This window comes from Enterococcus sp. AZ101, from assembly GCF_050499005.1.
Classification (GTDB): domain Bacteria; phylum Bacillota; class Bacilli; order Lactobacillales; family Enterococcaceae; genus Enterococcus_L; species Enterococcus_L ureilyticus.
This window is the reverse complement of the sequence record NZ_JBMHEZ010000003.1, coordinates 161,267-186,740: the sequence shown is the minus strand read 5'-3', so window position 1 is coordinate 186,740 and position 25,474 is coordinate 161,267. Positions and strand designations below refer to the sequence as shown.

General features: G+C 35.6%; 21 protein-coding genes. 15 read left to right on the top strand and 6 right to left on the bottom strand.

What is annotated here, in order from left to right; translation table 11 throughout:
* Position 1: 1 nt before the first annotated feature.
* The 13 genes from IGJ50_RS14810 (at position 2) to IGJ50_RS14750 (ending at position 12,531) form a co-directional block, all read left to right on the top strand.
* Entirely contained in the window at positions 2-349 is a 348-nt protein-coding gene (locus IGJ50_RS14810; protein WP_207120367.1) for an LPXTG cell wall anchor domain-containing protein, read from the top strand.
* Positions 350-353: 4 nt separating this feature from the next.
* Positions 354-1,166 (top strand): WxL domain-containing protein, encoded by an 813-nt coding sequence (locus IGJ50_RS14805; protein WP_340689682.1) that lies wholly within the window; start codon positions 354-356, stop codon positions 1,164-1,166.
* Positions 1,167-1,195: 29 nt separating this feature from the next.
* Positions 1,196-1,990, top strand: coding sequence for a WxL domain-containing protein (locus IGJ50_RS14800; RefSeq protein WP_207120368.1), 795 nt, complete (start codon positions 1,196-1,198; stop codon positions 1,988-1,990).
* A gap of 102 nt (positions 1,991-2,092) precedes the next feature.
* The gene (locus tag IGJ50_RS14795; protein WP_429951130.1) at positions 2,093-3,154 is read left to right on the top strand and encodes a DUF916 and DUF3324 domain-containing protein; all 1,062 of its coding nucleotides are present in this window, start codon (positions 2,093-2,095) and stop codon (positions 3,152-3,154) included.
* Positions 3,155-3,178: 24 nt separating this feature from the next.
* Complete coding sequence (locus IGJ50_RS14790; protein WP_207120370.1) at positions 3,179-3,844, top strand: hypothetical protein; 666 nt, start codon at positions 3,179-3,181, stop codon at positions 3,842-3,844.
* A gap of 21 nt (positions 3,845-3,865) precedes the next feature.
* Entirely contained in the window at positions 3,866-4,588 is a 723-nt protein-coding gene (gene lepB / locus IGJ50_RS14785; protein WP_429951129.1) for a signal peptidase I, read from the top strand.
* Positions 4,589-4,605: 17 nt separating this feature from the next.
* Positions 4,606-5,145, top strand: a complete 540-nt coding sequence (gene lepB / locus IGJ50_RS14780) for a signal peptidase I (RefSeq protein WP_429951127.1) — start codon at positions 4,606-4,608, stop codon at positions 5,143-5,145.
* 35 nt (positions 5,146-5,180) lie between these two features.
* Complete coding sequence (locus IGJ50_RS14775; protein ID WP_429951125.1) at positions 5,181-7,793, top strand: YfhO family protein; 2,613 nt, start codon at positions 5,181-5,183, stop codon at positions 7,791-7,793.
* Positions 7,790-8,758, top strand: a complete 969-nt coding sequence (locus IGJ50_RS14770; RefSeq protein ID WP_429951124.1) for a DUF5067 domain-containing protein — start codon at positions 7,790-7,792, stop codon at positions 8,756-8,758. The genes IGJ50_RS14775 and IGJ50_RS14770 overlap by 4 nt, the downstream gene beginning before the upstream one ends.
* Positions 8,759-8,801: 43 nt before the next feature.
* On the top strand, positions 8,802-9,530 hold the full coding sequence (locus IGJ50_RS14765; protein WP_429951123.1) for a hypothetical protein: 729 nt from the start codon (positions 8,802-8,804) through the stop codon (positions 9,528-9,530).
* A gap of 66 nt (positions 9,531-9,596) precedes the next feature.
* Positions 9,597-11,303 (top strand): YfhO family protein, encoded by a 1,707-nt coding sequence (locus IGJ50_RS14760; protein WP_429951121.1) that lies wholly within the window; start codon positions 9,597-9,599, stop codon positions 11,301-11,303.
* Positions 11,304-11,516: 213 nt separating this feature from the next.
* On the top strand, positions 11,517-12,098 hold the full coding sequence (locus tag IGJ50_RS14755) for a histidine phosphatase family protein (RefSeq protein ID WP_429951119.1): 582 nt from the start codon (positions 11,517-11,519) through the stop codon (positions 12,096-12,098).
* 19 nt (positions 12,099-12,117) lie between these two features.
* On the top strand, positions 12,118-12,531 hold the full coding sequence (locus IGJ50_RS14750; protein WP_207120377.1) for a MerR family transcriptional regulator: 414 nt from the start codon (positions 12,118-12,120) through the stop codon (positions 12,529-12,531).
* A gap of 223 nt (positions 12,532-12,754) precedes the next feature.
* On the opposite strand, the gene IGJ50_RS14745 is transcribed toward IGJ50_RS14750, so the two are convergent.
* A complete protein-coding gene (locus IGJ50_RS14745) occupies positions 12,755-13,753 on the bottom strand; it encodes a linear amide C-N hydrolase (protein ID WP_429951117.1) in 999 nt (332 codons plus the stop codon).
* Between the two features lie 468 nt (positions 13,754-14,221).
* On the opposite strand from IGJ50_RS14745, the gene IGJ50_RS14740 reads away from it, so the two are divergent.
* A complete protein-coding gene (locus IGJ50_RS14740; protein ID WP_429951115.1) occupies positions 14,222-15,874 on the top strand; it encodes a collagen binding domain-containing protein in 1,653 nt (550 codons plus the stop codon).
* Positions 15,875-16,186: 312 nt separating this feature from the next.
* Positions 16,187-19,348 (top strand): hypothetical protein, encoded by a 3,162-nt coding sequence (locus tag IGJ50_RS14735; RefSeq protein WP_429951113.1) that lies wholly within the window; start codon positions 16,187-16,189, stop codon positions 19,346-19,348.
* Between the two features lie 146 nt (positions 19,349-19,494).
* Here IGJ50_RS14735 and IGJ50_RS14730 read toward each other — a convergent pair whose 3' ends face one another.
* The 5 genes from IGJ50_RS14730 to IGJ50_RS14710 all read right to left on the bottom strand — a co-directional run bounded on the left by IGJ50_RS14730 (position 19,495) and on the right by IGJ50_RS14710 (position 25,347).
* On the bottom strand, positions 19,495-20,919 hold the full coding sequence (locus tag IGJ50_RS14730) for a glycoside hydrolase family 1 protein (RefSeq protein WP_429951111.1): 1,425 nt from the start codon (positions 20,917-20,919) through the stop codon (positions 19,495-19,497).
* 44 nt (positions 20,920-20,963) lie between these two features.
* Entirely contained in the window at positions 20,964-22,862 is a 1,899-nt protein-coding gene (locus IGJ50_RS14725; RefSeq protein WP_207120382.1) for a beta-glucoside-specific PTS transporter subunit IIABC, read from the bottom strand.
* A 141-nt stretch (positions 22,863-23,003) separates the two neighbouring features.
* Positions 23,004-23,852, bottom strand: coding sequence for a BglG family transcription antiterminator LicT (gene licT, locus IGJ50_RS14720; protein ID WP_069641110.1), 849 nt, complete (start codon positions 23,850-23,852; stop codon positions 23,004-23,006).
* 469 nt (positions 23,853-24,321) lie between these two features.
* Positions 24,322-24,930: a hypothetical protein gene (locus IGJ50_RS14715; protein WP_429951109.1), complete on the bottom strand. Its 609-nt coding sequence runs from the start codon at positions 24,928-24,930 to the stop codon at positions 24,322-24,324.
* Between the two features lie 90 nt (positions 24,931-25,020).
* A complete protein-coding gene (locus tag IGJ50_RS14710; protein ID WP_069641112.1) occupies positions 25,021-25,347 on the bottom strand; it encodes a winged helix-turn-helix transcriptional regulator in 327 nt (108 codons plus the stop codon).
* Positions 25,348-25,474 lie beyond the last annotated feature (127 nt).

Genomic DNA, 25,474 nt, shown 5'->3' with positions numbered 1-25,474 from the left:
GATGAAACGAAATCGTTATAGTAAGGTTATCTTTTCCTTAATTGTCATGGGTGCTTTTTTCTGGAGCGGTTCTCTTACTGTATTGGCTGAAAGTGTTCAAACAAATGGAGAAATCGTTATTCGCGATGATCTAACCGAACCAACAACAGAGCCGACAACCGAACCGACAAAGCCAACAGCGTCTTCAGAACCACCTGTAGTGAAAAAGCCGGTAGGACGTTTACCTTCAACGGGTGAATTAGTGACGATAAGCTTATCAATCAGCGGTATTCTCTTGGTCGTAGGAATATTCTTATACCGAATATTCAATAAAAAGAAATCAACGAATACACAAGGGAAGGGGCTATAAAACAGTGAAAAAGAAGGTAAGAATGAATGTTGTTTTATCAATGCTCCTATTGAGTAGTACCCTTGGAATGCTGTCTGGAACTGCTGTCTACGCTGAAGGACTTTCTCCAGGTATGGAGGTTGGTTTTTCTGGCCGAGAGGATGAGGGGGATGGCATTAAGGATCCCGAAAATCCGGATCTAACGGTAGAACCTGGTGAGTCCAATACGGCTTCAAAAGAAAGATTACGGATTGACTTCGCACCGAAATTATCATTTAGCACTGGAGAGGTAACGGATAACGATAGTGACTACATCGTTAAAGCTCAGTTGTTTAAAGATGAACAAATTTCAGCAAGAGGAAACTTCATTCAAGTATCAGATTACCGTACTAATCCTACTGGGTGGTTGTTACAGCTACGTCAAGAAAAACAATTTACCCATACAGAAAAGGCTGGAAGTACTTTAGACGGAGCCGTCCTTTCTTTTGATAAGTCATGGACGAATTCAAAGAAAAGCGCTGAATATTCGCCACATGTTTCTAAAGAAATTATCCGTTTAACTAATGTTGGTGAAACATACAACATAGCAGAAGCTGATCTTGGTAATGGTGGCGGTACGTGGTCGATTGTATTCGGAGCATCTGACCAAAATAAAAATGAAAAAGATCCCACTCTTGTACCAATGGTGGATGATAATGGGAAGCCCGTTATGGATCCGTCACTTGGCAAGCAACTATATACAAACAGTGCAGTAAAATTGTCTATCCCGGGGGCAACTAAAAAAGAACCAGGAACTTACACTACGGTGCTAACTTGGATTATTTCCGAGCTACCATAAATAAAAAATATTTTTAGGAGGAAACACAAATGAAATTAACACACAAATTATGCGGAGCAGCTTTATTAGCAGCTTTAGGAGTATCAATTGCTTTACCAGCAGTAACGAAAGCGGATGAACCAGGGAACGCATTACCGCAAGCAGGAATGGATATTCAATTTACTAAAAATACTGGTGAAGGTACTACAAATACTACAACAAATTCAAGTGGTGATATTGTAACCATTACATCTGGTTTAGTAACAACTGATGCCGGAACTTTCGGTTTGAGAGCAGGAACACCATTGAACTTTGGTAAAGATAATTCATCAGCGTCTGGTACTAGCCGTTACTTCTTTGCGAAAAATGCTATTTTGGGACTTACGGGAGATGAAAAGAAAACAGTAGAAAACTATATTTCATTTATCGATGATCGTTCTACAGTTGACCACAGATATCAAATTACTGCTGAAATCACAGAACAATTGCATGCAGTATTTGAAGGTAAAGCTACAGAACTTACTGGAGCGGAATTAAGCTTCTTAAATGGAACTATTTACAATGAAGATACTAAAGGTGCAGAAAGTGAATTAACACCAACTGCTGGAATCTCTACAAATCCGGTTAAATTTGGTGAGGCAACAACAATTCTTGACAATACAAACAAAGATCAAGGTCGTGGGAATTACAAGATTATTTTTGGGAACGTGGCAGAACAAGGTAATGCTACAGATTCAGAGAAATCTATTAAATTAACTGTTCAAGATAAATCAGAATTATTTGCAGAGACAGCTTATACAGGCGGCATCACTTGGAAAATGAATAATATCCCAACAGGTAATTAATCGTAGCGAGACTGTATAAGAATTAATTTAAAAAAATTATTGAAATCAAAGATAAGAGTAGTGATGCTCTTATCTTTGTTCTTAGTGAAAGGTAGAGAAAGAATGAAAAAATGTAAACATATTATTTTTAGTACTCTTATCATATACATACTAGGTATAGCTTTTTATCCCCAAGTCACTCATGCAAATGATGAGACAGGGAATTTTAACTACAGGATAGTTCGTCCTGAAAATCAAAGTGGCTATGCGAACTATTTTGATTTGAAAATGACGCCAAGTCAAAAACAAACAGTACAAATTGAACTTCAAAACATTTCGGACAAATCTATCGATATTGAAATATTATTAAATAGCGCGAAAACAAACGCAAATGGGGTTTTAGAGTTTGGTTCATCGAAATTAGAGAAGGATGCTTCCCTAAAATATGATTTTAAGGATATTGTAAAAGGGCCAGAAAAAGTAACAATTCCGCCGAATGAAACAGCTCCATTGAATTTAGACATTGACATGCCAGCTGAAAGTTACGATGGTATCATCACAGGTGGGATTCAAATGCAAGTGATTCCTTCAGAGGAAACAAAGAAAAGAGAAGAAAAAGAACAACAAATTGTTAATCGTTATGCTTTTGTCGTAGGGATGGTTTTAAGAGAAACCGAAACGCCTGTTCAGCCAGATGTGAAGTTTAACAAATTCTACGCAGGTTTAACGAATTATCGTAATGCTGTTTACGTGAATTTTTCAAATGTAGAGGCGGAATTTTTAGAAAATATGAGTATTGATCTTCAAGTAACGAAAAAAGGTTCTGATGAGGTACTCTATGATACAACAAAAACCGAAATGCGTATGGCACCAAATTCAAAAATAGATTTTCCTGTAGAAATGAATGGGGAAAGAATGGAAGCGGGAGATTACACAGGTCATATTTTAGTTAAAAGTAAAGATAAAAAATGGGAATGGACGGACGATTTTACAATCACACAAAAAGAAGCGGATAAGTATAATGGACAAGATGTTACCTTAGTTCAAGAACGTGGAATTGATTGGAAAATAATTGCTTTGATCGTCGGAGGCATCTTCATTGTTTCAACTATTGTTTTTGTTGTTATTCGAGTGATGAAAAAGAAACAAAAAGTGAAGAAGAAGAAAAAGAAAAAGAAGAAATAACATAAATCAAGGAGGAGCGGTGCAGTGAGCATTTTAGATTGGGCATTTATTGCATTACTATCGTGTGCTATCCTCTTTTTCCTCTTCAGCATATTATCTTTAGTTTTCGCAATTCAAATGAGAACAAAATATACTACCTTAAAAACAAAAAAATTAAAAAATAAGCGTAAACGCAAAAAACTAAAAAAAGTAATCAATAAGACACATAAAGCGATGAAAAAACAGTTTAGAAGAGTGATACTTCTATTTTTATTGATGCTTATTATGGCTGGAGGAGCGGCCTATTCAAGGTATTATCAACAAACCACTTTGGAAAAAGAAGATGCCAATATCATTGTTCAAAGCTACTTCTTAATTGAAGAAGTCGATAAGCAATTGACAAGTGCGCAAGAGGGTGCGAGTGCGGAAGCGATCGAAGAAAGAGTTAGAGAAGTAAGCTCTCTTTTAGTAACCTATGGAAATAATAAAGCATTTGGTGGTTTATCGCTAGATCGTCAAAAAAGTTTGAATCGTTATTACACAAAGATTAGGGAATTGGGAGCTAATCTAAGTAATGTTAATCGAGAAAAAATAGCGACGACAGAATATATTGAGACTTATCAAAAGACCATTAAGCAATTACAAACAAATCAAAAAAATATTTTCAAATTGTTTGGGATAAATGAATCTGCCTTGAAGCAGAAAAAATAGTGATTTTCCAGAGGTGATGATGTGACCCGGGGAAAAAATAATCCTAAAAAAAAAAGGCGTACAGTTCCTTCAGTAAAGGAAAGACCGAAAAAAAAACAAGGCAATGAGTCAATCGTTGCCAGAAAAAAAAGAAAACAGCAGCACGTAAAGAAAAGACAATTATCACATAAGCAGGTGGTAAATAAAAAGAAGAAGCGTAAAAGAAAACTGGAAAAACTACTTAACGAGCTGGGCTTAACTATTCTGATTACATTTAGTTTGTTGATCATAGTGAAACAGCTAACTTTTTCTTTACCAAAAATTGAAGGATATTCTATGTTGAATACTTTAATGGATCAAGATCGTGTATTTGTAAATAAATTGAGCAAAGTGAAACGTTTTTCTTTAGTGTATTATCGTGATGCAAAAAGTAAAGAGTTGGCTGTTAGAAGGATTATCGGGCTGCCAGAAGAGCGATTTTATTATAAAGAAGATCAATTATTTGTGGAAGATAAAAGAATTCCAGAACGTTTTTTAGTGGAGGCATTGAATAAGAGAGGTAAAGGGAATACTGGATTCACTGAAGATTTCACATTACAAGAAATAACCAAGGATCAACAAATTCCAAAAGGAAAATACTTTGTATTAGGTGATAATCGACCATATGCTACCGATAGTCGAGACTTTGGTTATATAGATGAAAAAGATATTATCGGAGTAGTAAAAATGAGGGTCATGCCTTTTCATCAAATGCAAGCTTTTTAGATGTGGGGAAATAGATAATGAACAAAAAATGGGCTATAAAAAAACAACTATCCATAGTGAATTGGAAAAAAAATAGTATTATTTTAATCTTGATCTTGATATGTGTTCTATTTTTTGCTTTCTTGAGGACGCATCAAGTCAGTGGTAATTCCATGCTTCCTACACTAAATGATGGCGATAAGATTTTGGTATGGAAAGGTAGAGTGCCAAACCGATTCGCTATTATAACACTGGAACCGATGGATAATCCTCAAGAGTCTTATGTAAAACGAGTAATCGGGATGCCAGGTGATAAGCTTGACTTAAAAGGGAATTATTTGCGTATCAGTTATGTAACAAACAAAGGTAAAGAGTACGAAGAAATAAATGTAACGGATGGCGTTGCGATGATTTTGGAGAGACAAGACGAAATCCCTATGGATAAATATTTTGTCTTAGGTGATAACAGAAGTCACTCCAATGATAGTCGCAGTTTGGGGCTGATAAATCGAACACAGATTGAAGGGGTTGTTGGTTGGAGATATTACCCGTTCAATAGAATAGGTCATACAAAATAGTTTTTATATAAAGAGTAGAAGAAAGTTGAGGTTCTATGAAAAAAATAACGATGTTCTTGAAAGAAAATGTTTGGGCTATGACCTTAAGCATCGTTTTGCCGATTTTAATTATAGGTATTGCCTACTATCGGCAGGGAATTTATTTTGGCAGCGAGGCAACTTTGTTGGCTAGTGATGCATTTGCACAGTTCTCTAATTTCTACGCTAGTCTTAATAATGTGCTGCAAGGGAAGCAAAGTATTTTTTATACTTGGAGTGGCTCATTAGGTTTGAACTATTGGGCATTAGCGGCCTATTATTTAAATGGTTTATTTACACCAATTGTTGGTTTATTTCACAATAGTCAAATTCCTGATGCGATGTATTGTATTACATTACTCAAATTCGGGGCAATGGGTGGTACGTTTTGGATTTATAGTAATCAAACATTCAAACTCTCTAAGTGGATAACAGTGGGATTGAGTGTTTGTTTTGCGTTGATGTCCTATACAGTTTCTTATTCACCAATGATTATGTGGCTAGATGCGATGGTTTTCTTACCACTTATTATTTTAGGAATCGATCGCTTGATGGATCAAAGAAAGTCAGGCTTGTTATTTGTTAGTTATCTACTTCTATTTCTATCCAATTTTTATATGGCTTTCATGGTAGGGGTTTTCTCTTTTTTATATTTCCTTGCTCGTCTGCTCACTGATTGGCAGCGGTATAAAAAAAGTTTGGGATTATACTTAGTTGTATCGTTACTAGCAGGTGGGGCTTCTATGGTAACTATTTTACCTACTGTTTTTGATTTGAAAAGTAATGGAGAAAGTTTGACTGCCATTTCTCAACTACTAACCCCAGATACTGGAATCTGGGATATCATTGCTAAAAACATGGTAGGTGTATATGATACATCAAAATATGAAGCAGCTCCGTTTATTTATATAGGATTACTTCCATTACTGTTTTGTCTGTTTTATTTTTCAACTAAAAAAATTCCATTAAAAAATAAACTTTTTTATGGGAGCATGGGCGTGATTTTAATTGCCAGTGTCTACATTCAACCCTTGAATCTATTTTGGCACGGGTTACATTCTCCAAACATGTTTTTATTCCGGTTTAGTTTCTTATTATCATTTTTGGTGCTAATGCTTGCAGGCTTTGGGTTAGAAAAGTTTGAAAAAGAAGATCAGCATACACTTGTAAATATAGGAATCGCTGTAATCGCACTATTTATTTTAACTGTGATTGCCTCAAATAAGAAACGCTATAGCTATATTAGTGGAGAATCACTTATATACTCAATTGTATTTGTAATTATTTATGTAATTTTGTTTATAACCTTGAAAAAAATTAAAGGAAAACAGTCTATTTTTTATTTTGGGATCATGCTTGTACTTATTTGTGAGATATTTATTAATACGGGCAAAATGATGGAAGGAGTTCGCAGTGATTGGGGGTATCCTAAACGTGAGTTATATAGTCAATATTATAAGGATATATCCAGTCTAGTCGATCAAACAAAAAAAGAAAATAAGCAATTTTATCGAATGGCTAATTTAAACCCTATTTCTCAAAATGAGAGTTTTAACTATGGTTATAGTGGTGTTACCATGTTTTCTTCCATTCGTAATCGAAATTCATCTAGCTATTTAAATGATTTAGGCTTCCGTTCGACAGGTTCAAACTTGTATATTGATTATCAAAACAACACATTGTTGATGGATACTCTGTTAGGAATTAAATACAATATATCGAAAGATAAACCGATGAAATATGGTTTTGAAAAGGAACAAAGTCAAGGAGCATATACACTATATAAAAACAGCAATGCGTTACCACTTGCAATAAGAACGAGTAAAGAAGTTTACAAAGAAGGACAAAATAAAAGCCAAGAAGATTTATTGAATTATTTAGCAGGTACAAATGAAAAACTATTTTACTTTAAATTACCTAAAGAAGTAAGTACAGAAAATCTAATTACTGAATATGATGGAGACATTGTGTATTACTCTGAAGAAAGACCAGGAAGTAGTAAAAGTATTACTTGGAATTTAGATGTTCCAGCTCATTCTCAAGCGTACATCAATCTTTTGGCTGAAGATAGTAGCATGATGAGAGATGCCGTGGTGGATGTCGAAGTAAACGGTGTTCTTCGTACAGCAGATATGCCAAGATCAGGTCAATATTTCAACGTTGGTTATTATCAAGAAGCTACTACGGTGACAATAAAAGTAAGTTTTAGAGGTGTTCCTGTAGTGAAGTTGATGCAACCGGATGGGTTGATTTTAGATACGAAGGCTTTTGATAAAGTAATGAAGCCTTTAAAAGAAAGAGGCGTCGATTTTAAAGTTGAAGGTAGAAAAGCAGTCAAATCTCTTGAGGTTACCGGAAAAGAAGAAGTGCTACTAACAACGATTCCATACGACAAAGGATGGAAAGCCTATATCGATGGGAAAGAGACGAAGATTCAAGCGTTTAACAAGGCATTTTTAGCGGTAAATGTTCCGAATGGAAAGCATAAAATAGAATTTATTTTCCTTCCCCAAGGATTCAAGATTGGTGCTGTGTTATTTGTTTTCTGTACGACCCTATTTTTATTACTCTATTGGCGAGAACATCAAACGTTGAAAGCTACCATGAAGGATGAAAGGACTATAAAATGAAAAAAAGAATAAGTATTCTCTATTTATTTATAATCTGTTGTATTTTATTAATAGGATGCTCAGGTAAGTTATCAGAAAAAGAAGAAACCTTTGAAGGGCAAGGAATAACCTATCAATTTAAACTTCCTGCAAAATGGAATAAGATTGAGTCTTTTAAAGACACAATCAATAAAAACGCTGTTTTTGGAGCTGAGGATACAAACAGCAATTCAACAATGTTTATTATGACCTATCTTAAATCTACAGTTGATTTAAAAGATTTTGCATCAAAAACAAGAGTAGAATTACAAAAACGCTATAATTATAAAGAATTAGAAGGCGTTTATATGAAAGAATATGAAATAAACAAGCATAAGGCTATTAAATATACGCTGAATACTACTTATAATAAGCAAGATGTTTGGGCTCATTTTTATTATGTAGAAACGGAGCATGGGTTTGTAGAATTGATTTTTTATTCGGCTAACGATGGAGCGTATGAAAAGAGATCTTTGATTATTGATGAGAGTGTTGCCACCTTGGCTGAAACTAAAAGTACAAAAAACAGCGAGACTACTGATAGTACAGAGCATACTGATGAGAGTGACTTAGAAGTGAAAAATGACAGACTTGCGTTTAAGATGGATGGTGTCATGACGTTGATAGAGGATGACAAAAGTAAAAAACTAGTTTTACGCTATCAATTAACTAACTTAAGTGATGAACAGTTGATTCCCAAAGAAGTTCAGTCCTATATCACTGCTACTCAAAATGGTACAAAGCTTGAGCCAACAGAAATTTCTGATGCTAGCAAAGATCTTGACTTACAGGAATTAATACAAGCAGGGGAAAAAGCAGTAGCTAAAGATGAAAAAATTGAAAGTGTTTGGGTGTTCTCATTGCTAGATACAAGTAATGTTACGTTAACGTTTGATCAAGACCAGTTTAAAGATCAAAATCCGCAACTGGTTGATTTAACTAAGTAATGCAGGACGAATTTGGTTTAACGGATTGAAAAGGAGCAAGCAAATGAAAAAAAAAATACTACTACTAGCATTAACGTTACTTACTTTAAGTGGTTGTGCTGAGGCCAATGGACATGATACCTTGAATAAACTAGATAAAGACTTAGTTTGGCAAGAAGCTAGAGAGAAGCCGTTTGGAAAATACGATTATGGAAAGCTAAATGAAAAAAAATTCAATAGTTTGTTAAAAGAAAAATTCAAGGTAGAAATCCCAACGTATTATAAGGATGTAAAAATTAATTTTGAAAAAGAATTTGTGACAGAACAAGTGAAGCTCGATCATTCTGAATATTTCTTAGCTTCTGAAGGGGAAACATTACATTTGAGAGTTGTTAGTCAGTATAACAAAGGAGAAGAAGCAGTGTTATATACGACAACTAAGTTTGAATATCTGTTTGATCGAGAGAAAAAACGAGCAACACTGCGAAATCAATCAATCACTATACAAAACACAGCAGAAGATGGAAAGTTTCCTAAAGAGAATATTGATCAACTAATTTTAAATATGGGTCAAGCAATCAACGCTCAACGTCTTGATAGTAAATTAGAAGAGTTTAATAATTTGAAGGAAAAAGGAAAAATCAAAAATCAAGTACTTGTTATCTATGATAATTCAGATATGGCAAGAGAAAAAAACGAACTGCAGAAGGTTGTATCTGTCAAATACGGCTCAGAAGGGGTCTTAAGAGAAATCTATTTCTTTATCGTAGACGTTATTGATGAAGAAGTATAAAACAGAGGTGAAGACAAAACATCAACTAAGTTTTGCTTCACACTCTAGATTTATGAGGAGTTTACTATGAGCTTATTTACTAGTCAGTTAAACCAGCGTACTAAAAAATATTATTCAATCGCTATGTATGGTCTGTTTTTATTTCTGAGCATCTTTACCATTTATTTTATGTTAATTCAAAATCAAAAAATATTTATCGGAGATGATCTAAGCTTTCACTTAGGGAGGATTGAAGGATTGTACTTAGCCATTTCAAATGGTGATTATTTTCCCAAAATCAACTATTTTTTACTTGAGGGAATGGGCTATATCTCCAGTTTGTTTTATCCGGACTTTTTAATCTATCCAGCAGCCGTACTTAAAGTAATTGGCCTTTCCACAGCGCAAGCATATGTGGTGTATATTATTATGCTTAATTTTTTAACCTTTGTAATAGCCTATCACTCTTTTTACTCTATAAAAAGTTCAAGAAAAAAAGCTTTTTTATTTGCATTGCTCTATGGGTTATCTTCATATAGGTTAAGTGATTTGTTATATCGTGCTGCTTTAGGTGAAATCTTGGCTTTTATGGTTTTGCCAATTGCTTTTGTCGGAATCATTAAGATTGTATTTGGAGATTATAAACAATTCTATATCTTGACAATTGGAATGATGTTATTATTTTTTAGCCATATGATTACGGCGTTTATTTTTTGTATTTTTATTTTAGTTTTCTTGATATTAAACGTCAAAAAACTAATAAAAGAAAAACAAAGAATGCTCTATTTAATCGTAGCGGCAATTTGCACGATTCTGTTAGTAGCACTTTCACTGTTTCCAATGCTTGAACAGCTTCAATTTCAAAAACTTGTTCTTCAAGATAGTCCTATGTTTTATCTTGAAAAAACAGCTGAGCCTCTATTGAAGTATATTGACACTGCTTGGAAAAACCAAGGGTTTAATAATTTGGGCCTCTTTATTTTTATTTTGCTTATTGTACTTACAATAAGCGCTAAAAAGCTAGACTATCTCAATAAACAATTAGTCGGAATGAGTGTTTTCTTTTTCATTATGGCAACGACTTTATTTCCAAACCGATTACTAAACAAATCTATTTTAAACATGATTCAGTTTCCTTGGCGTTACTTTATTATTGTTACGTTTAGTGTTTGTTGGGTAGCTGCAGATACTTTAAAGGAATTAATACCTAAAAAAATTAAAAGCGATAAATGGCTTATACCAGTTAGTCTATGCTTGTTACTTATCAACACTTTTTATTATCAAAAAAATATGGAAACAGACCTTATCGGAAAGAACAGAATGAAAGAGTATTCCTTTTTTTCAGAATTAGATGCCTATCAACTTGGTTATGGGCAAGAATATTTACCTAGTGGCTTTAAATATATGATGAATGCTCATAGTTTAATTATACTGCCAGAAGAGACTAAAGTTGATAATATGAAACGAACCTATAATGTGATGACCTTAGATTTCAAAGCCAAGGAAAGAACCAAACTAATTTTCCCAATTGTGTACTACAAAGGATATAAAGTAAATGTAGAGGGAAGCGGCACAGTCAGCGAGATCCAAAAATGTCAAGAGCCCTATGGCTTTTCAGAAGTTTTCGTAGAAGGAAATGGTCGATTAACTTTTTGGTACGAAGGAACAACGATTCAAAGAGTATCCTTCTATATTTCCCTTACTACAGCTGTGCTTTTGATAGGTTATATTTGGGCACAGAGAAAAAAACGTAATGCTGAAGAAATTGTTAAGTTAGAAGACAATAATGATTGAATCGCAATCTCAAAAAAACATAGAAAAGTATCTATAATGTAACAATTTCGCAGTGAGCTTGAACAAAAAATTGTATGGTCTCAGACATGATGAAGGGCGATTACTCAAAACGAGAAAAAAAGCTAAACTTTAGTTGTTTGGCTTTTTTTCTTGCCTTAGAGTTCACTCCATGGTTTATGATAAATACAACAAATAGAAATGGAGAGGAAGCATATGACCAAAACATTATATTTGATGAGACATGGGGAAACAGTATTCAATCAACAGAAAAAAATCCAAGGTTGGTGTGATTCGCCACTTACAGAAAAAGGCATCAAACAAGCGCAAATAGCTGGAAACTATTTCAAGGAGCATGAGATCACGTTTGATCACGCATATGCTTCCACATCTGAACGAGCAAGCGATACGTTAGAACAAGTCACTGACATGCCTTATAAAAGAGTAAAAGGGTTAAAAGAATGGCATTTTGGGCGATTTGAGTCGGAAAGTGAATCGCTGAATCCGCCATTACCATATGGAGATTTCTTTGCTGGATATGGTGGAGAAGAGGAGTTTCAATTTAGAGAACGTGTATCAGAAGCTTTAATGACCATTATGAAAGAAGCAGGTGAAACTGTCCTAGCAGTCTCTCATGGTGCAGCGTGTCGGCAATTTATGCGAAACTGGGCGCATACTAGTGAAGTCGATCAAAAGGACAAATTAGGGAATTGTTGTATTTTGAAATTTGAGTTTGAGGACGATACCTTAAAATTAATAGAAATCATCAATCATGATTTTTCGAGTTTGACAGAATAAATCAAAGGAGAAAACCAAAATGAACAGTAAAGAAGCAGCTGAAATGTTTGGTTTAACGACAGATACTCTGCGCTATTATGAACGTGTCGGCGTTATTCCACCAGTGGAACGGGATAAAAATGGTTATCGAATCTATACGAACAGAGACCTTAATTGGATTTTCTTAGCAAAAAGTTTACGTCAAGCAGGAGTATCAATCGAATCTTTGATTGAATTTGCAACACTTTCTCAACTTGGAGGGGATGTTCAACAAGCTCAAAAACAAATCTTAAAAGATCAACTACAAGAAATTAATGTGAAATTAAAACAAATGACAGAGACGCGTGATCTACTTCAATATAAAATCGATACGTATGATGACCATATCGCTCAATTTAAATCAGGCGAAGTCACAGCTGATAATGTTGAGAAGCTTTGGAAGAGGAATCAATAAAATGAAGCATCAATCTTTAGCTATAAAAAATTTTTTCTAATCTATAGCACTATTAGAGAAGGTAAACGAAATAGAGGCAATCCAAATGCAAACAGTAATTGGCACAAACTATCAAAAATCAGTAGCCCAAGTTATTATACATTGGTTGCTTGAAAATGATAATCAACACGAAAAAGTAGCACTCTCAATAAAGAAGGGGGCTACTTTTTTTGTTTCTATCAAGCTATTTTTTTACATTTCGATACAAAATATCTTCTGTATCACCATTAGACCAAATTTTTCCTGTTGTGGCATCAAAATCTTCATTTCCTAATTGAATACAACGAATGCGTTGATTATTGTAAGTTTTATAGTAATAATTTAACGAGTTATTCACCATGACTGCAGTGTATTGCGTATAGTCATAGGCTTGGGTTGTTTTGACAACTCCTTTTGGAATATCAACATTCGCAAGCACATGAAACATTGAAGTAACGCCGTCTAATTCTGTTTGTACATCTTGTAGGCAAGCTTTCAAAAAGACCGCTCTGACAAATCGTGATGGCGGTGTAAAATCACCTGGTAAGCCAAATGCGCCAGCTCCTTGTCCAAAAGGTTTCATTACCATGTCTTTTAAGTGGACTTCGGTTTTTTGTTCAGGTTGTAGCCCAATGTAGTTTCTTAGATTTGTCGTATGCCACTTGTAATCTGGGCTATTTGTCATAACACCAATTGTATTTTCATGAATATGTAACGTTTGTTCCGTATATTCAATGACGATACTTTCGCCAGTTTTATCAGTGATGACCCAGTGAAGAGGTAAAACGATTCCTAAGAAATCTAACGCTGTGTTTTCCACTTGGGCATTTTCCATCGTCCGTACTACTTCTTCAATAGTAGAACACGTAGAGAGTAAGAAGGGAACAACGTCATGGGGCGCTAAAGTATACTTTTTAGCAGTGTCTTGACTATTATAATCAGCATAACCTGAAAAATAAAGGGCTGCGCAGGAAAGGCCTTTTTCGTTTAAGCCATCGGCGAAAACAAAGTGTTCTTTATCGACTTGTCGTGCCATTCCTACGAACGCATACTCGTTTTTATGATCATTGCTTTCATCATTAACAAATACAAATTTATTTCGCGGAATAAAAGTTGGCTCGCCCTCTAGAACAACTGCAAAATCCATTGTTCTTGCGAGTAAAACATGTTGATCTTTGGTAGACATCGTGATACTTGTGCACATAAACCATCGCTCCTTATTATTTATGAAATACAAACTTTATCTAAAAATGAATACTATAGAATCATTTATGCTAGAGTGAACTTTCTAAAAGTTTAACGTAGTTTAAAATTATAATCAAATAAATAGTATAGAGTTTTACATAAGTAAATTTAGAAAAATGTGTATCAGTAGGGATTGTTTATATAAAGATAGCGAAAAAAAGAAATTTTTATGTAGTATAAAAGAAACGATGAATGGAGGTGACTAGTAGCTATTTAACAGGTGACACAAAATCTCCTTTACGAGCTTGTTCAATTGAGTAACTGTCTACAAAATCTAATTCTATAAATAACAATCATTATAATTTAATCTAAAATGTATATGTTTTGACACTGTTTCATTTATTGTTTAATATCAAAAAGCAACTTTTTATAAGGTGATAAAAAAATTGGTCTATATCGATAGCGAGGAAGGAACGATGTATAAAAGATGTTAAAGAAATTGTCATGGTGTGTCTTACTGTTTGTAGGTTTTTTAGGAATAGTTGGTTTTAGCCAACAGTCACTGGCGGCAGAATTAAGTAGTGGAGGATTTGTTGATTCGATTCATTTTGATAAAACAGAATTATCAGATGGTGAACTGACCTCTATTCGAGTAAACTTTAGTGAAAAATCTAATACAAAGTTAAAAGCTGGAGATACATTAACTTTAACATTACCAAAAGAGCTTGAAGGTCTTGCAGACTCTGATAGTGAACCACGTGAAATTGATTTAAATGGATTAGGGACAGTCCGTGTTTATAAAGCGAAAGTGATTGCCACATTTAATGAGAAAGTAAATCAGCTCGATCATGTTCGTGGTGAGTTTACGTTCGGTGTACGTGTAAAAAATGTTCCAGAAAATACAGTAACAGAGATCCCAGCAAACATGGGTACGTCAATCACTGTACCAAATATTGTAATCAAAGGACATACCAGTGGTGGCGTGGAAGGGGAAAACCCATTCTTTTACAAAACAGGAGATTTACTAGGCAAATCCGGCCAAATCCGTTGGTTTTTAAATGCAAATTTGAATAAAAGTGAATTAGGCAATGATATTGTGCTGACCGATACATCAGGTGGCGGTCAAGTGTTAAATAAAGATAGTTTTATCTTTACTGTTGATAATTACTTAGGTCGGTCAACGTTAAGCTTGGAAGAATTTGAAAATCAACGATACGGTACAGTGGAATTTGGAGCAGATAATGCTTTTGTGATCCGTCTTTATCGTGAAAAAGCCCGTTTGGCTTCATTTTCAATCATGTATACAGCAACGATAACAGAGGCTGGGGAAAAGCAGCCTAACTTTATCAACGATTGCCAAATCGATTACCAACTGTATTATGAAAAAGCGACAAATGAAACAGCAACTCATAAAGTGAAAAATATCTTTTTAGATGGTAATGCCACGGGTGAAGAAGAGCAACGAGTAAAAGAGCCAATTGAACAGGAAGAAATTATCGAAGATGAATCAGGTCAGTTAGAAGAAATTACGCCTCTTGATCCAGAACAATCGAAGGAAACAAAAGAAGAAGAATTAAACAAAGGGAAAGAAGACCAACCAGAAATCAATGTAGGTGAACAAACAGAGATCATCGAGGACGAATCGAGTGAACTAAGCGAGCTTCAACCAATCGAGGAAGAAAAGGCGAACGAAAGCCAAGAAGAAGAATTAAATAGAGCAAAAGAAGATCAACCCGAAATTCATGTAGGTGAACAAACTGAAATCATCGAGGACGAATCAATTACGTTTGAAGAAATAAAGTCAATTGAACCAGAAATTGTCGAAGTAACAGAAGTACCACCGCTAGAACCTGCTCTCTCTAAAAAAGAGATAGAGGTTCGTCAGGATAAGTCTGTAACAGAGAAAATCAAACCAAGCGGTCATGCAAAAGGGGAGCCAATACCAGTGAAGGAAGAAAAGAAACAACCAAAAAATAATCATGTTCTTTTGACTCTTTCAAAACGGAATGCTACAAAAGCAAATGAACAGTTGCCTCAGGCCGGTAGTAATGACAGTAGGTTAGCTGTGCTTGCTGGTTTAGCAATGATGGTGTTTACGCTAGGAGCTTATGCATTAAATCGCAAAAAAATAACTAAATAAGAAATAGAAATAAAGATAGAGGATAGGGCAAATTTCATATGTGCCCTATCCTCTATTTATATTCACTCACCAAAAGTCTGATTACCAAGCGATAGGTATGTTTTGTCCAAATGAGAACGCTAACATTTTTCAATGTCTTCTTCCGCCATTCCGTTAATTGGAAACATAAAAGATAAAAATAATGTACCATAGTATATGAGTAATTTTATTTATTAAACATTATTTTATGATAATATTTGTTCTTTTATTTATTTAAGAAATAGAGAGAATAATATTCGAAATATTGTGAGTGATTACAAAAGGAGTGCACAAATGAAGACAAAAAAAACACTACTAATTGTTGGTTTCCTAGCAGTAACTATGTTAATTTATGCAAAGTTTGAATCAACAATAAAGGCTAAAACAGAAGAGCAAAAGACCGAAATGGTCGCAAAAAGTAAAACAACAAAAGAATTAAGTCCTGGACCTCCGAATCCTAATGAAGAGCCTGGATGGCAACAATATACTAAAAATGATCCAGCAGGAATATTTTTAGATGGGGAGAAAAAGCTAGAATTAAGGTATAAGTTTGGATCGTCAGAGGAAAGTAAAGTAGAGGAGCCATTTGTAGATGGAGTTCTACAGGGGGATTATCCCAATTTGTCTTCTTTAGTTCCAAATGTCTATTTACATGATTACTCGACATACGAATCTTTTGTAATAGGGGGAGGCACACCGGAAATACTTGAAGTGGGGGATGTGAATGCTTTAGATCGTGGAGACGATATACAAGGTCCAAATACTTCGGCACCTATCCTTTTGTCATGGGTAACGGATACAGGAGAACATAAGACCATTTATAAAAATGATCCAAGTTTAAGAATTAGCAATATTAAATTATACCGAAAAATAGAAGAGGATCAAACAATTACTTCTATGTTGAAATACAATTGGCGAATGGAAGACGGTTTTTTTAAAGGGTATCAGTTTGAGGCAACGAATGTTTTAAAACCTTATAAAGGAACTATCAGGGTAGAGACCTACATGAAGAATAGTACGCCAGATGCTGCTAATAAGCCTGTGTTAAAGAATATTACTCTAGATAGTCACTACCCCATTGGTCTTGGTTATACGGAAACTGCTGGATTAGAAAATCCGATTTTTTACATTGGAAGTAATCGTGGGTTGTATATGCAATATGAGAATCACCTAAGAAATGTCTATCGATTGAACTACTTTTTCAATGTACCAAATCCTGTAAACAATTGGCTTGGTGCAACGTCTCTCGTATCAACTTGGGATGCCAGTTCTTCCAAAGAACAACGAGCTGAAGCTGAAAGAAACAACTTTTTAAATGAGCAATATATATTTAATGGAATCACAGGAGCAGGAAATGAGCAGGACAATGGGAAAGCCGGAACAAATGTACCAGAGCCTCCTGCTTGGATTTCGTCAGGTATAAAATCTCCTGCCTTCTCAATGAAGTCTCCTGTTAACGAGAGCTTTGAAGCTGGAGATACGATTAGTTATGCGTTTAACGTTGGGCTACAAAAAATCGATGACACACCATCGATCGTGTTAGATGAAACGGAAGATTTTAGATTAAAAGGACAAAACACCTATTCGCTTAAAGGACAATGGTTTGATAATGATAGCACTGAAATCGATTTATTCTATTCTGTAGATGGTGGTGCTGTAAAAGGACCGTATCGTCAAAGGACAACAGCAGACATGTTAGGACAAGGGATTGAATTCTCTATTGATTTAACTGAGCCTGGTGACCTAAAACCACAAGACCACGAAATAGAAGTATACGCAAAAGATATTGCAGAAGAAGGTACTGGTCTTGAGCCTGCGGAATCAAACCATGAATTCTTAAAATTAGTTTATGTAGATGATGATCCAAAAATCGAATTAGAGGAAACAATGGGAAGTAATCTACCAGGAGGATACAAGGTTAAAGGTCGTTATACAGGCAAGGATGAAAAATACAAGCCTGCTACAATTTCGTATAAAAAGGCAACAGATCCTGATTCAAATTATAAAGAAATGACAGTAATCAATTCTCCAAATCAAACTTTTGAATTTACGATACCAGAAAAGGACATGCCAGATTTAAATGGAACCTATGTATTTTCAATTCGTGGAGAAAACAAATATGGGGTTCTATCAAATGTAGAAGATGTGCTGTTGGCTAATGAACAAACAAAGCCCAAATTTACGCTATCAAAGGACTCAAAAGAAAACCTGTTAGATCAAACAGCAGCAGATTATGAAATTGACTTTACTAGTTTCGCTCATACGGGACTATTTTATCCATTGACAATTCAGTATAAAGTCGATGATGAAACAGAGTGGCAACTAATGACAGACCAGTCAGTAGGGACGATGACTGCGGTCTTGACCGAGGTTACCGAAGGACCTAAAAAGATCAAACTTCCTGCTTCAAAATTACCATTTGGGGAGAATCATGTTGTTCATTTTGTTGTAGCTGATCGATTCGGTATCATATCAGATGAGCAATCCGTAGTATTTATGATGCCAGGAAAACCAGCACTAACACTAGAGAATAAAAATGGATCATCACTTGGGAAGACACAAGTCGTAAAAGGAACAATTAAGACCGACTATTTCCCAGCAAAACTTCAATATAAAATCGTGAAAAATGGGGAAGCTGGTGCTGTCTACCGAGAAGTTGCTGAAAAAGATGTAATAATCGATCAAACGACTGGTAAATTCACTTTTTCAATTGCTGATGCTTTGTTACCAGCCGGCGCTAGTTATGATATTTTTGTAAAAGGGTTGGATAAGTACAATCAAGAATCGGAAGAAGTTAGTTACCATCTGACAGAAGTCGTTCATTTTAAAGCGAAATTTACCAATTCACTTGGAGAGACGATCCATCCAGATATCACAATTGATCGAGAGCTAGGGACGAAAATTGATTTAGCTCTAGAAAAAGAAGTACAAGATACATTAACGAAGTTAAAACAGCGCTACACATTGGATGAATCTTCTGTACCGACAGATTCAGTAAAAGTGGATATTTCTACGGCTTCTTGGGAATATAAGTTTACAGGACGTTTAACCTATGTATCCTCTCCGGAAGCATTTGATTTTAGGCTACAGATCGCATCTTATAAGAAAATCCGAATTGATGATCCAAAAGTGGTTGGACTGCCATTAGTTGTGTCAGATACTAGAGAAAGTAAACCAGGCTGGTCATTAAGCGTGAAGCTGACAGAAGAATTACTAAATGCGGATGGAAAAACGACGCTTAAAAATGCAATCCGCTATAAGCATGGAGAGACAGAAAGTATTTTAAATAGTCAGTCACTACCAGTTTTTCGCAATCTAGACTCTGGTAAGTACGATATTAGTAAAGATTGGAGTCCTACAGGTGATGGCCTCAAGCTTGAAATCGCACCTGGTGCAGTCAATGCCTTAGGAAAGTACCATGGTGAAATTCTATTTGAACTTAGTGAAACACCATAATAATTAGAAATTTTTTTGAACTTAGTTTACAAGAGTGAAAATAAAAAACTGTGTAACGACTTGCATTTAAGCTGTTTTAGCTTAGTGCAGTACGTACACAGTTTTTTTATTTATGACTGATTGAATCAATCAGTTAAACAATTTAGTCAAGCTAAATTCTCACCATTCGACTCGACTACTTGTTTATACCAATGGAATGACTTCTTACGACTTCTTTCTAGAGAACCATTCCCTTCATCATCACGATCTACATAAATAAATCCATAACGCTTACTCATTTCACCCGTACCAGCGCTAATCAAGTCAATACAGCCCCAAGGGGTGTAGCCAATCAAGTCAACGCCATCATCAATCGCTTTGTCCATTTCAATAATGTGACGTTTGAAGTAGTCGATCCGGTAATCGTCATTGATCGAGCCATCTGTTTCTACTTCATCAAAGGCACCAAGCCCATTTTCTACAACCATCAATGGTATTTCATAGCGAGAATAGATTTGGTTTAACGTGTAACGGAGACCAACAGGATCAATTTGCCAGCCCCAATCGCTGGTTTCAAGGTACTCATTGGATACGCCACCGAATAGGTTTCCGCCAGTTTTATCGTCACGCGTCTCTAAATCATCTGTAATACAAGTGGTCATGTAATAACTAAAGGTATAATAATCCACAGTTCCTGCTTGTAATATTTTTTTATCTTCTTCGGTAATATCCAGCTGGATATCATTTTTTTCAAAGTACCGTTTCATAAAGTAAGGATAGTTTCCTTTGACCTGAACATCTCCACAGAAAAAGTTGAATTTTTCATTGATTTGTTGGGTTTTTAACACATCTTCAGGTCGACAGGTTTTTGGATACATAGTGATGTAAGCCAACATACATCCGATTTTAAATTCTGGATTGATTTTGTGACCAGCAGCAACTGCTTTAGCAGATGCTAAAAAGACATTGTGTAAGGCTTGATACTGTTCTGTTTCAGTATAGTCACGATTGAATAACCCGTTGATTCGTTTACCATGATCCATTGTGCCAAAATTGATTTCATTGAATGTTAGCCAGTACTTCACTTTGTCTTTATAGCGTTCAAATAGTGTTGTTGCATAATTTTCGTAAAAACCAATTGTCCGTTTATCTAAAAAGCCATCATAATTCTTTCCTAAGTGAAAAGGCAATTCAAAGTGTGAAATCGTCACGAGTGGTTCAATACCATATTTCGCTAATTCATCAAACACATCATCATAGAACTGTAAACCAGCTTCATTTGGGGTTTCTTCATCGCCTTTAGGAAAAATGCGTGACCAAGCAATCGACATCCGATAAACCTTAAAGCCCATTTCCGCAAATAAAGCGATATCTTCTTTATAACGATGGTAAGAATCGATTGCTGTATGACTTGGATAGTAATATTGATCTGTATCGATCTCTAAATCGAATGTACGATGTGTATTAGACGTACGGCTACCTGCTCGATTGTGATCGCAAATAGAGTCCCCTTTGCCATCTTGATCCCAGGCCCCTTCACATTGATTGGCAGCCGTTGCGCCGCCCCATAAAAAATTCTTTGGAAAACTCATTCACTTATACTCCTTTATAAATTAAATTGATATAGCTGTAAAAACTAATTTGAAATAATCGCAGTGATTAGGACATCCCCTTGTTTAACGGAAGAATCAGAGGTTGAAATGACATCGGCGTAATCAGGTGTATTTGTAATGATGATCGGTATCTGTGTACTATAACCTGCCGCTTCGATTGCTTCGATATCAAACGTAACTAGCTTATCGCCTTTTTTGACTTTGGTATTTTGCTCAACAAAGGCTTCAAATCCTTCACCTTCTAATTGGACGGTGTCGATGCCAATATGGATCAGTAGCTCTGTTCCGTTATCAGAGATCAAGCCAATGGCATGCTTGGTAGGAAAAAGCGTCATGACAGTCCCGTCAAATGGGGCTACGATTTCACCGATAGTCGGTTCAATTACAACACCTTTACCCATGATTCCTTCTGAAAATGCAGCATCTTTAGCTTCACTTAAAGGAAGAACTTTTCCGGTTACAGGAGCAAGAACGGTATCTTTTGTTAATTTCTTTTTTTGCCCAGTTGCGGCAAGTTTGGCTTCTTCTTTTGATAATTGAATCGTTGGTTCATCATCTTTAAATCCTAAAGCCCAAGCTACTGCAAAACCAGCTGCAAGAGCACACACATCCAAAATCATTGCGTAAATCGCAAACGTAACATCGCCATCTGGTGAGATAGAACTTGGATAGCGGAATATTCCTAAGCCGCCCATTTGATAGCCTTGCATCCCTAATGCCATAGCGATAGCACCAGTAACTCCCCCAACAATACAAGATGCCCAGAAAGGTTTTTTTCTAGGTAGAGTGATACCGTAAATAGCCGGTTCAGTTACACCGAAGATACCTGAAATAAAAGCAGGAATTGATAATTCTTTTAATTTCGCATTTTTAGTTTTCAACATGACCGCTAATACCGCACCAGTTTGAGCAAAACTCACACTACCTGATGGTGTTAATAATGATGTTGGGTCACCTTGAGATAACGCAATAATAGCAAATGGAATAAGCGCCCAATGTAGACCGAACATAACAAGAATTTGCCAAGAGAAACCAAGAATAGCACCGAATAAAATGGGACTGAAACTTTGAATAGAAAGCAAGCCATTTCCTAAAGCGTCAGAAACAGTATTCATGATTGGTCCGATAACTAAGAATGTTAATGGAATCGTTACAAGCGCTGTTAAAAATGGCACAATAAACAACTTAATAACGTCAGGAATCACTTTTCTTAATTGCTTTTCTAAAAAGGCAGCAAAAGCCACCGCCGCAATAATCGGCATAACCGTAGAACCATAACCAGCAGGCGGAATAGAGAATGGAATACCAAAGAAATTAAGCCCTCCTGCTTCAGCAAACTGAGCAGTAGCTGCACCTTCTAAAAATCCAGGATAGACTAAACTTGATGCGATCAGCATCCCAAGGAAGGGGGAGCCGCCAAATTTTTTCATTGCTGTGTATCCAATAAAGATTGGCAAGAATTTGAATAATCCATCACCCATCGCATTAAAAACAGCTGATGTTGATGACTCCGCAAAGCCAGATCCTAAAGCGAAAATTAAAATGGCATTAACCCCTTTTAACATACCGGCTGCAGACAGTGGCGCTAAAATCGGTTGGAAAATAGAGGAAATCATATCAACAAATTGATCAAATAGGTTTCCTTTTGGCCCAGACTCAGTTGGAGCTTCTAACACGCCTAAAACAGCATCAACGTCTTTTCTGACATCAGGAACGTGATTACCAATAACAACTTGATATTGTCCTCCAGCTTGCATGACGGTCACAACACCATCCATATTTTTTAAGACTTCGGTGTTTGCTTTGCTTTCATCTTTTAATTTAAAACGAAGGCGTGTGATACAGTTTGTTAAAGAATTGACGTTTTCCTTGCCGCCGACTTCTTTTACAATATTTTTTGCTAGTTCTTCATATTTACCCATTTTTGTTCCTCCAAATGTTTAGTTATTTTTTATTCAGAGGTCTCGCCAACTTAATGTCACGATCCAGGTCCTTTCCACAGGCGATAAGTTTCCTACGCTCCTTTTCGAGATAGTATTTAGATGAAGAGAATTACTCTCTAGCTAACACGTTTTATCGATGATTCGGGCTAAATGTATGGTGATATAGACCTGTTCATCTTTTGACATCGTATAATTACGTCGATTTATTAATAGTTCCGCAACTTTTTTTGTTGCTTCAAAAGCTTCGGGATATTGTTTGGTAACGAGTATAAATAGCTCATTTTCCACCTGTTCTTCAGAACGTGCAGCAGTATTTTCTTGCAATACTCGTTCAGTGAAAAATTTTAAATGTGTGATAAAACGTTGAAAGTAAAGATCATTTTCAACGAAATTGATTCGAAGGGTATATTTTATGACGGTCAACATTTCTTCAATCAACTGTGTCAGACTGATCGCATCTTCGTGATTGCTGTCGAGTTGGGCATTCGTGATATGCAAGGCTAGAAAACCAGCTTCGTCATCAGTCAAATCCACATCTAATTGCTGGTTGACCATTTGGATGGCAGCACGTGCTATTTCTAATTCAACTGGGAAAAAGCGTTTGATATCCCATAATAAAAAATTTTTGACTTGAATATTTTTCTTAGTCCGTTGGATAGAGGAATGCAAGTGATCGGCAATCGCTATAAAAGAGGATTCATTCAATTCTTTATTTAGAGCATCTTTAGCATGAGATATAATTCTATAAGAAATTTCAATGATTTCTTCAGGGATTTCTGCAAAAAGTTGTTCGATTTGCTCAGGCTCCGCTTGGTTTTCAAGTTTAAAAACTTTTTCTATTTTAGCCTCATCAACGTCTGATCCGGCCTTCATCTGAAACCCCAAGCCATTGCCCATAAGGATGACTTCTTCATGATCTTCATTATGAACGATGACCACATTGTTATTTAAAATTTTTAGAATTTCCAAAGAAACCGACCTCCCGTTTTCCTGAATAAAGAGATTGAAAATAGAAAAAAACCCAAACAAAAGCCTAAAAAGGCGTTGTTTAGGTTTAGCTTAACTTAATAATCACTATCCACTTAACAAGGCAAATATACACTACAAGGAAAGCGCTGTCAATGGGTTTTTAAGGAGTTGACTATAGAAGAATAGAAAAAGTATTGGAGATTGTTGTGTAATGAGTAGACTGGACGTACTACAATCAATCTTGTAAAGTAGGTATTTTATACGGAAAAAGCCAGTGTCGATAACACTGACTCGTTAGTTGAGTTTTGACCGATAGTTATGATAGTACGGCTAACTCACTTTATTCGAGAGGATAGTAATCTTTTTTATTTAAACCGTAAATCCTTTGTTAGGCCGAATGGATTTACGGTTTCTTTCTTTTTTATTCGCAAATTACGAAGGAACTTATGAGCATCTGAAACATGTTGATCTAATCGATTGCTGTAATCTTCCAGTCTTTGAAGAAGGCTTCGGTACCGATATCAACGAAGAAACCAACTGCGCCTTTAGCATCAGCACCATGTTTCATATTTTCTACTACTAATGAAGGTTCTTTACTATCGTTCAAATAAAATTCTCCTTTAGCTCCATTGATCACTGCTTTTAAGCTGATCCATTCATCTAGTCCAATATCAGCTGGCCCCTCAAAATCAGTGATGGCAAGATTTCGGAAATAGTCAAAGGTATATTTGGGGTAGGAAAAATATTGCACCCCACGATTTTTTCGGACGGGATCATCGACGCGACCGTTGGTTGGTCTTACATAAAAGGATTCAAATTTTGTATCCTCTTGATTGATTCGAAAGGCAATACCGATAAATCCTCGCGCGAAATCTGGTGCATCTGGCAATAAGCGACTTAACATTTTGACTTCGATTGTTCCATCATGAAAAGTTGAGTCGCTTAGTTTCGCATACGTATTTTCATCAAATTCCATAATTTTATCTTTCTTCACGACTCTTAAAACGGATTCACCATTTAGTGTAGTCTGTTCAACAGCGGTATGAACTGCTTCGATCGGTGTAGATTCAGTATTCATTTAAAACGCCTCCATAATCATTGTTGTGATCTTTCATAAAGTATAGACAATTTTTTTGATAATGTTAAGTAGGCACTAATTTGTAACTATCTATCTAAGCTGCTGCTTATAAAATTGTCCCCACTGTCTCATGGATTCAATAACAGGTAATAAGCTTTCTCCCAAGGAGGTTAATTGATATTCAACATGAGGGGGTACTTTTTGGAAATCGATTCGCTCCACAATACCATCTAGAATCATTGAATTGAGACTTTCTGTCAGGACTTTTTGGGAAATGCCAGTTAACGATCGTTTTAATTCGGCATTTCTTTTTGGACCTGTTATTAGATCGCGGATGATCAATGTTTTCCATTTACTTCCAATCAACTGAACGGTCGTTGCCACGTCGCAAAGCGGCATTTCTTCTTTTTTTATCATTTCAAAATTTCTCCTAACATTTGAAAATGAGTCAGCTTATAGCAGTGACTCTTATATAGAAGAATTGTTGCATGTTTAAGACCGAAAATCAACTTTTCATTGTAAAAGTCAAAATTGGGACGCTACA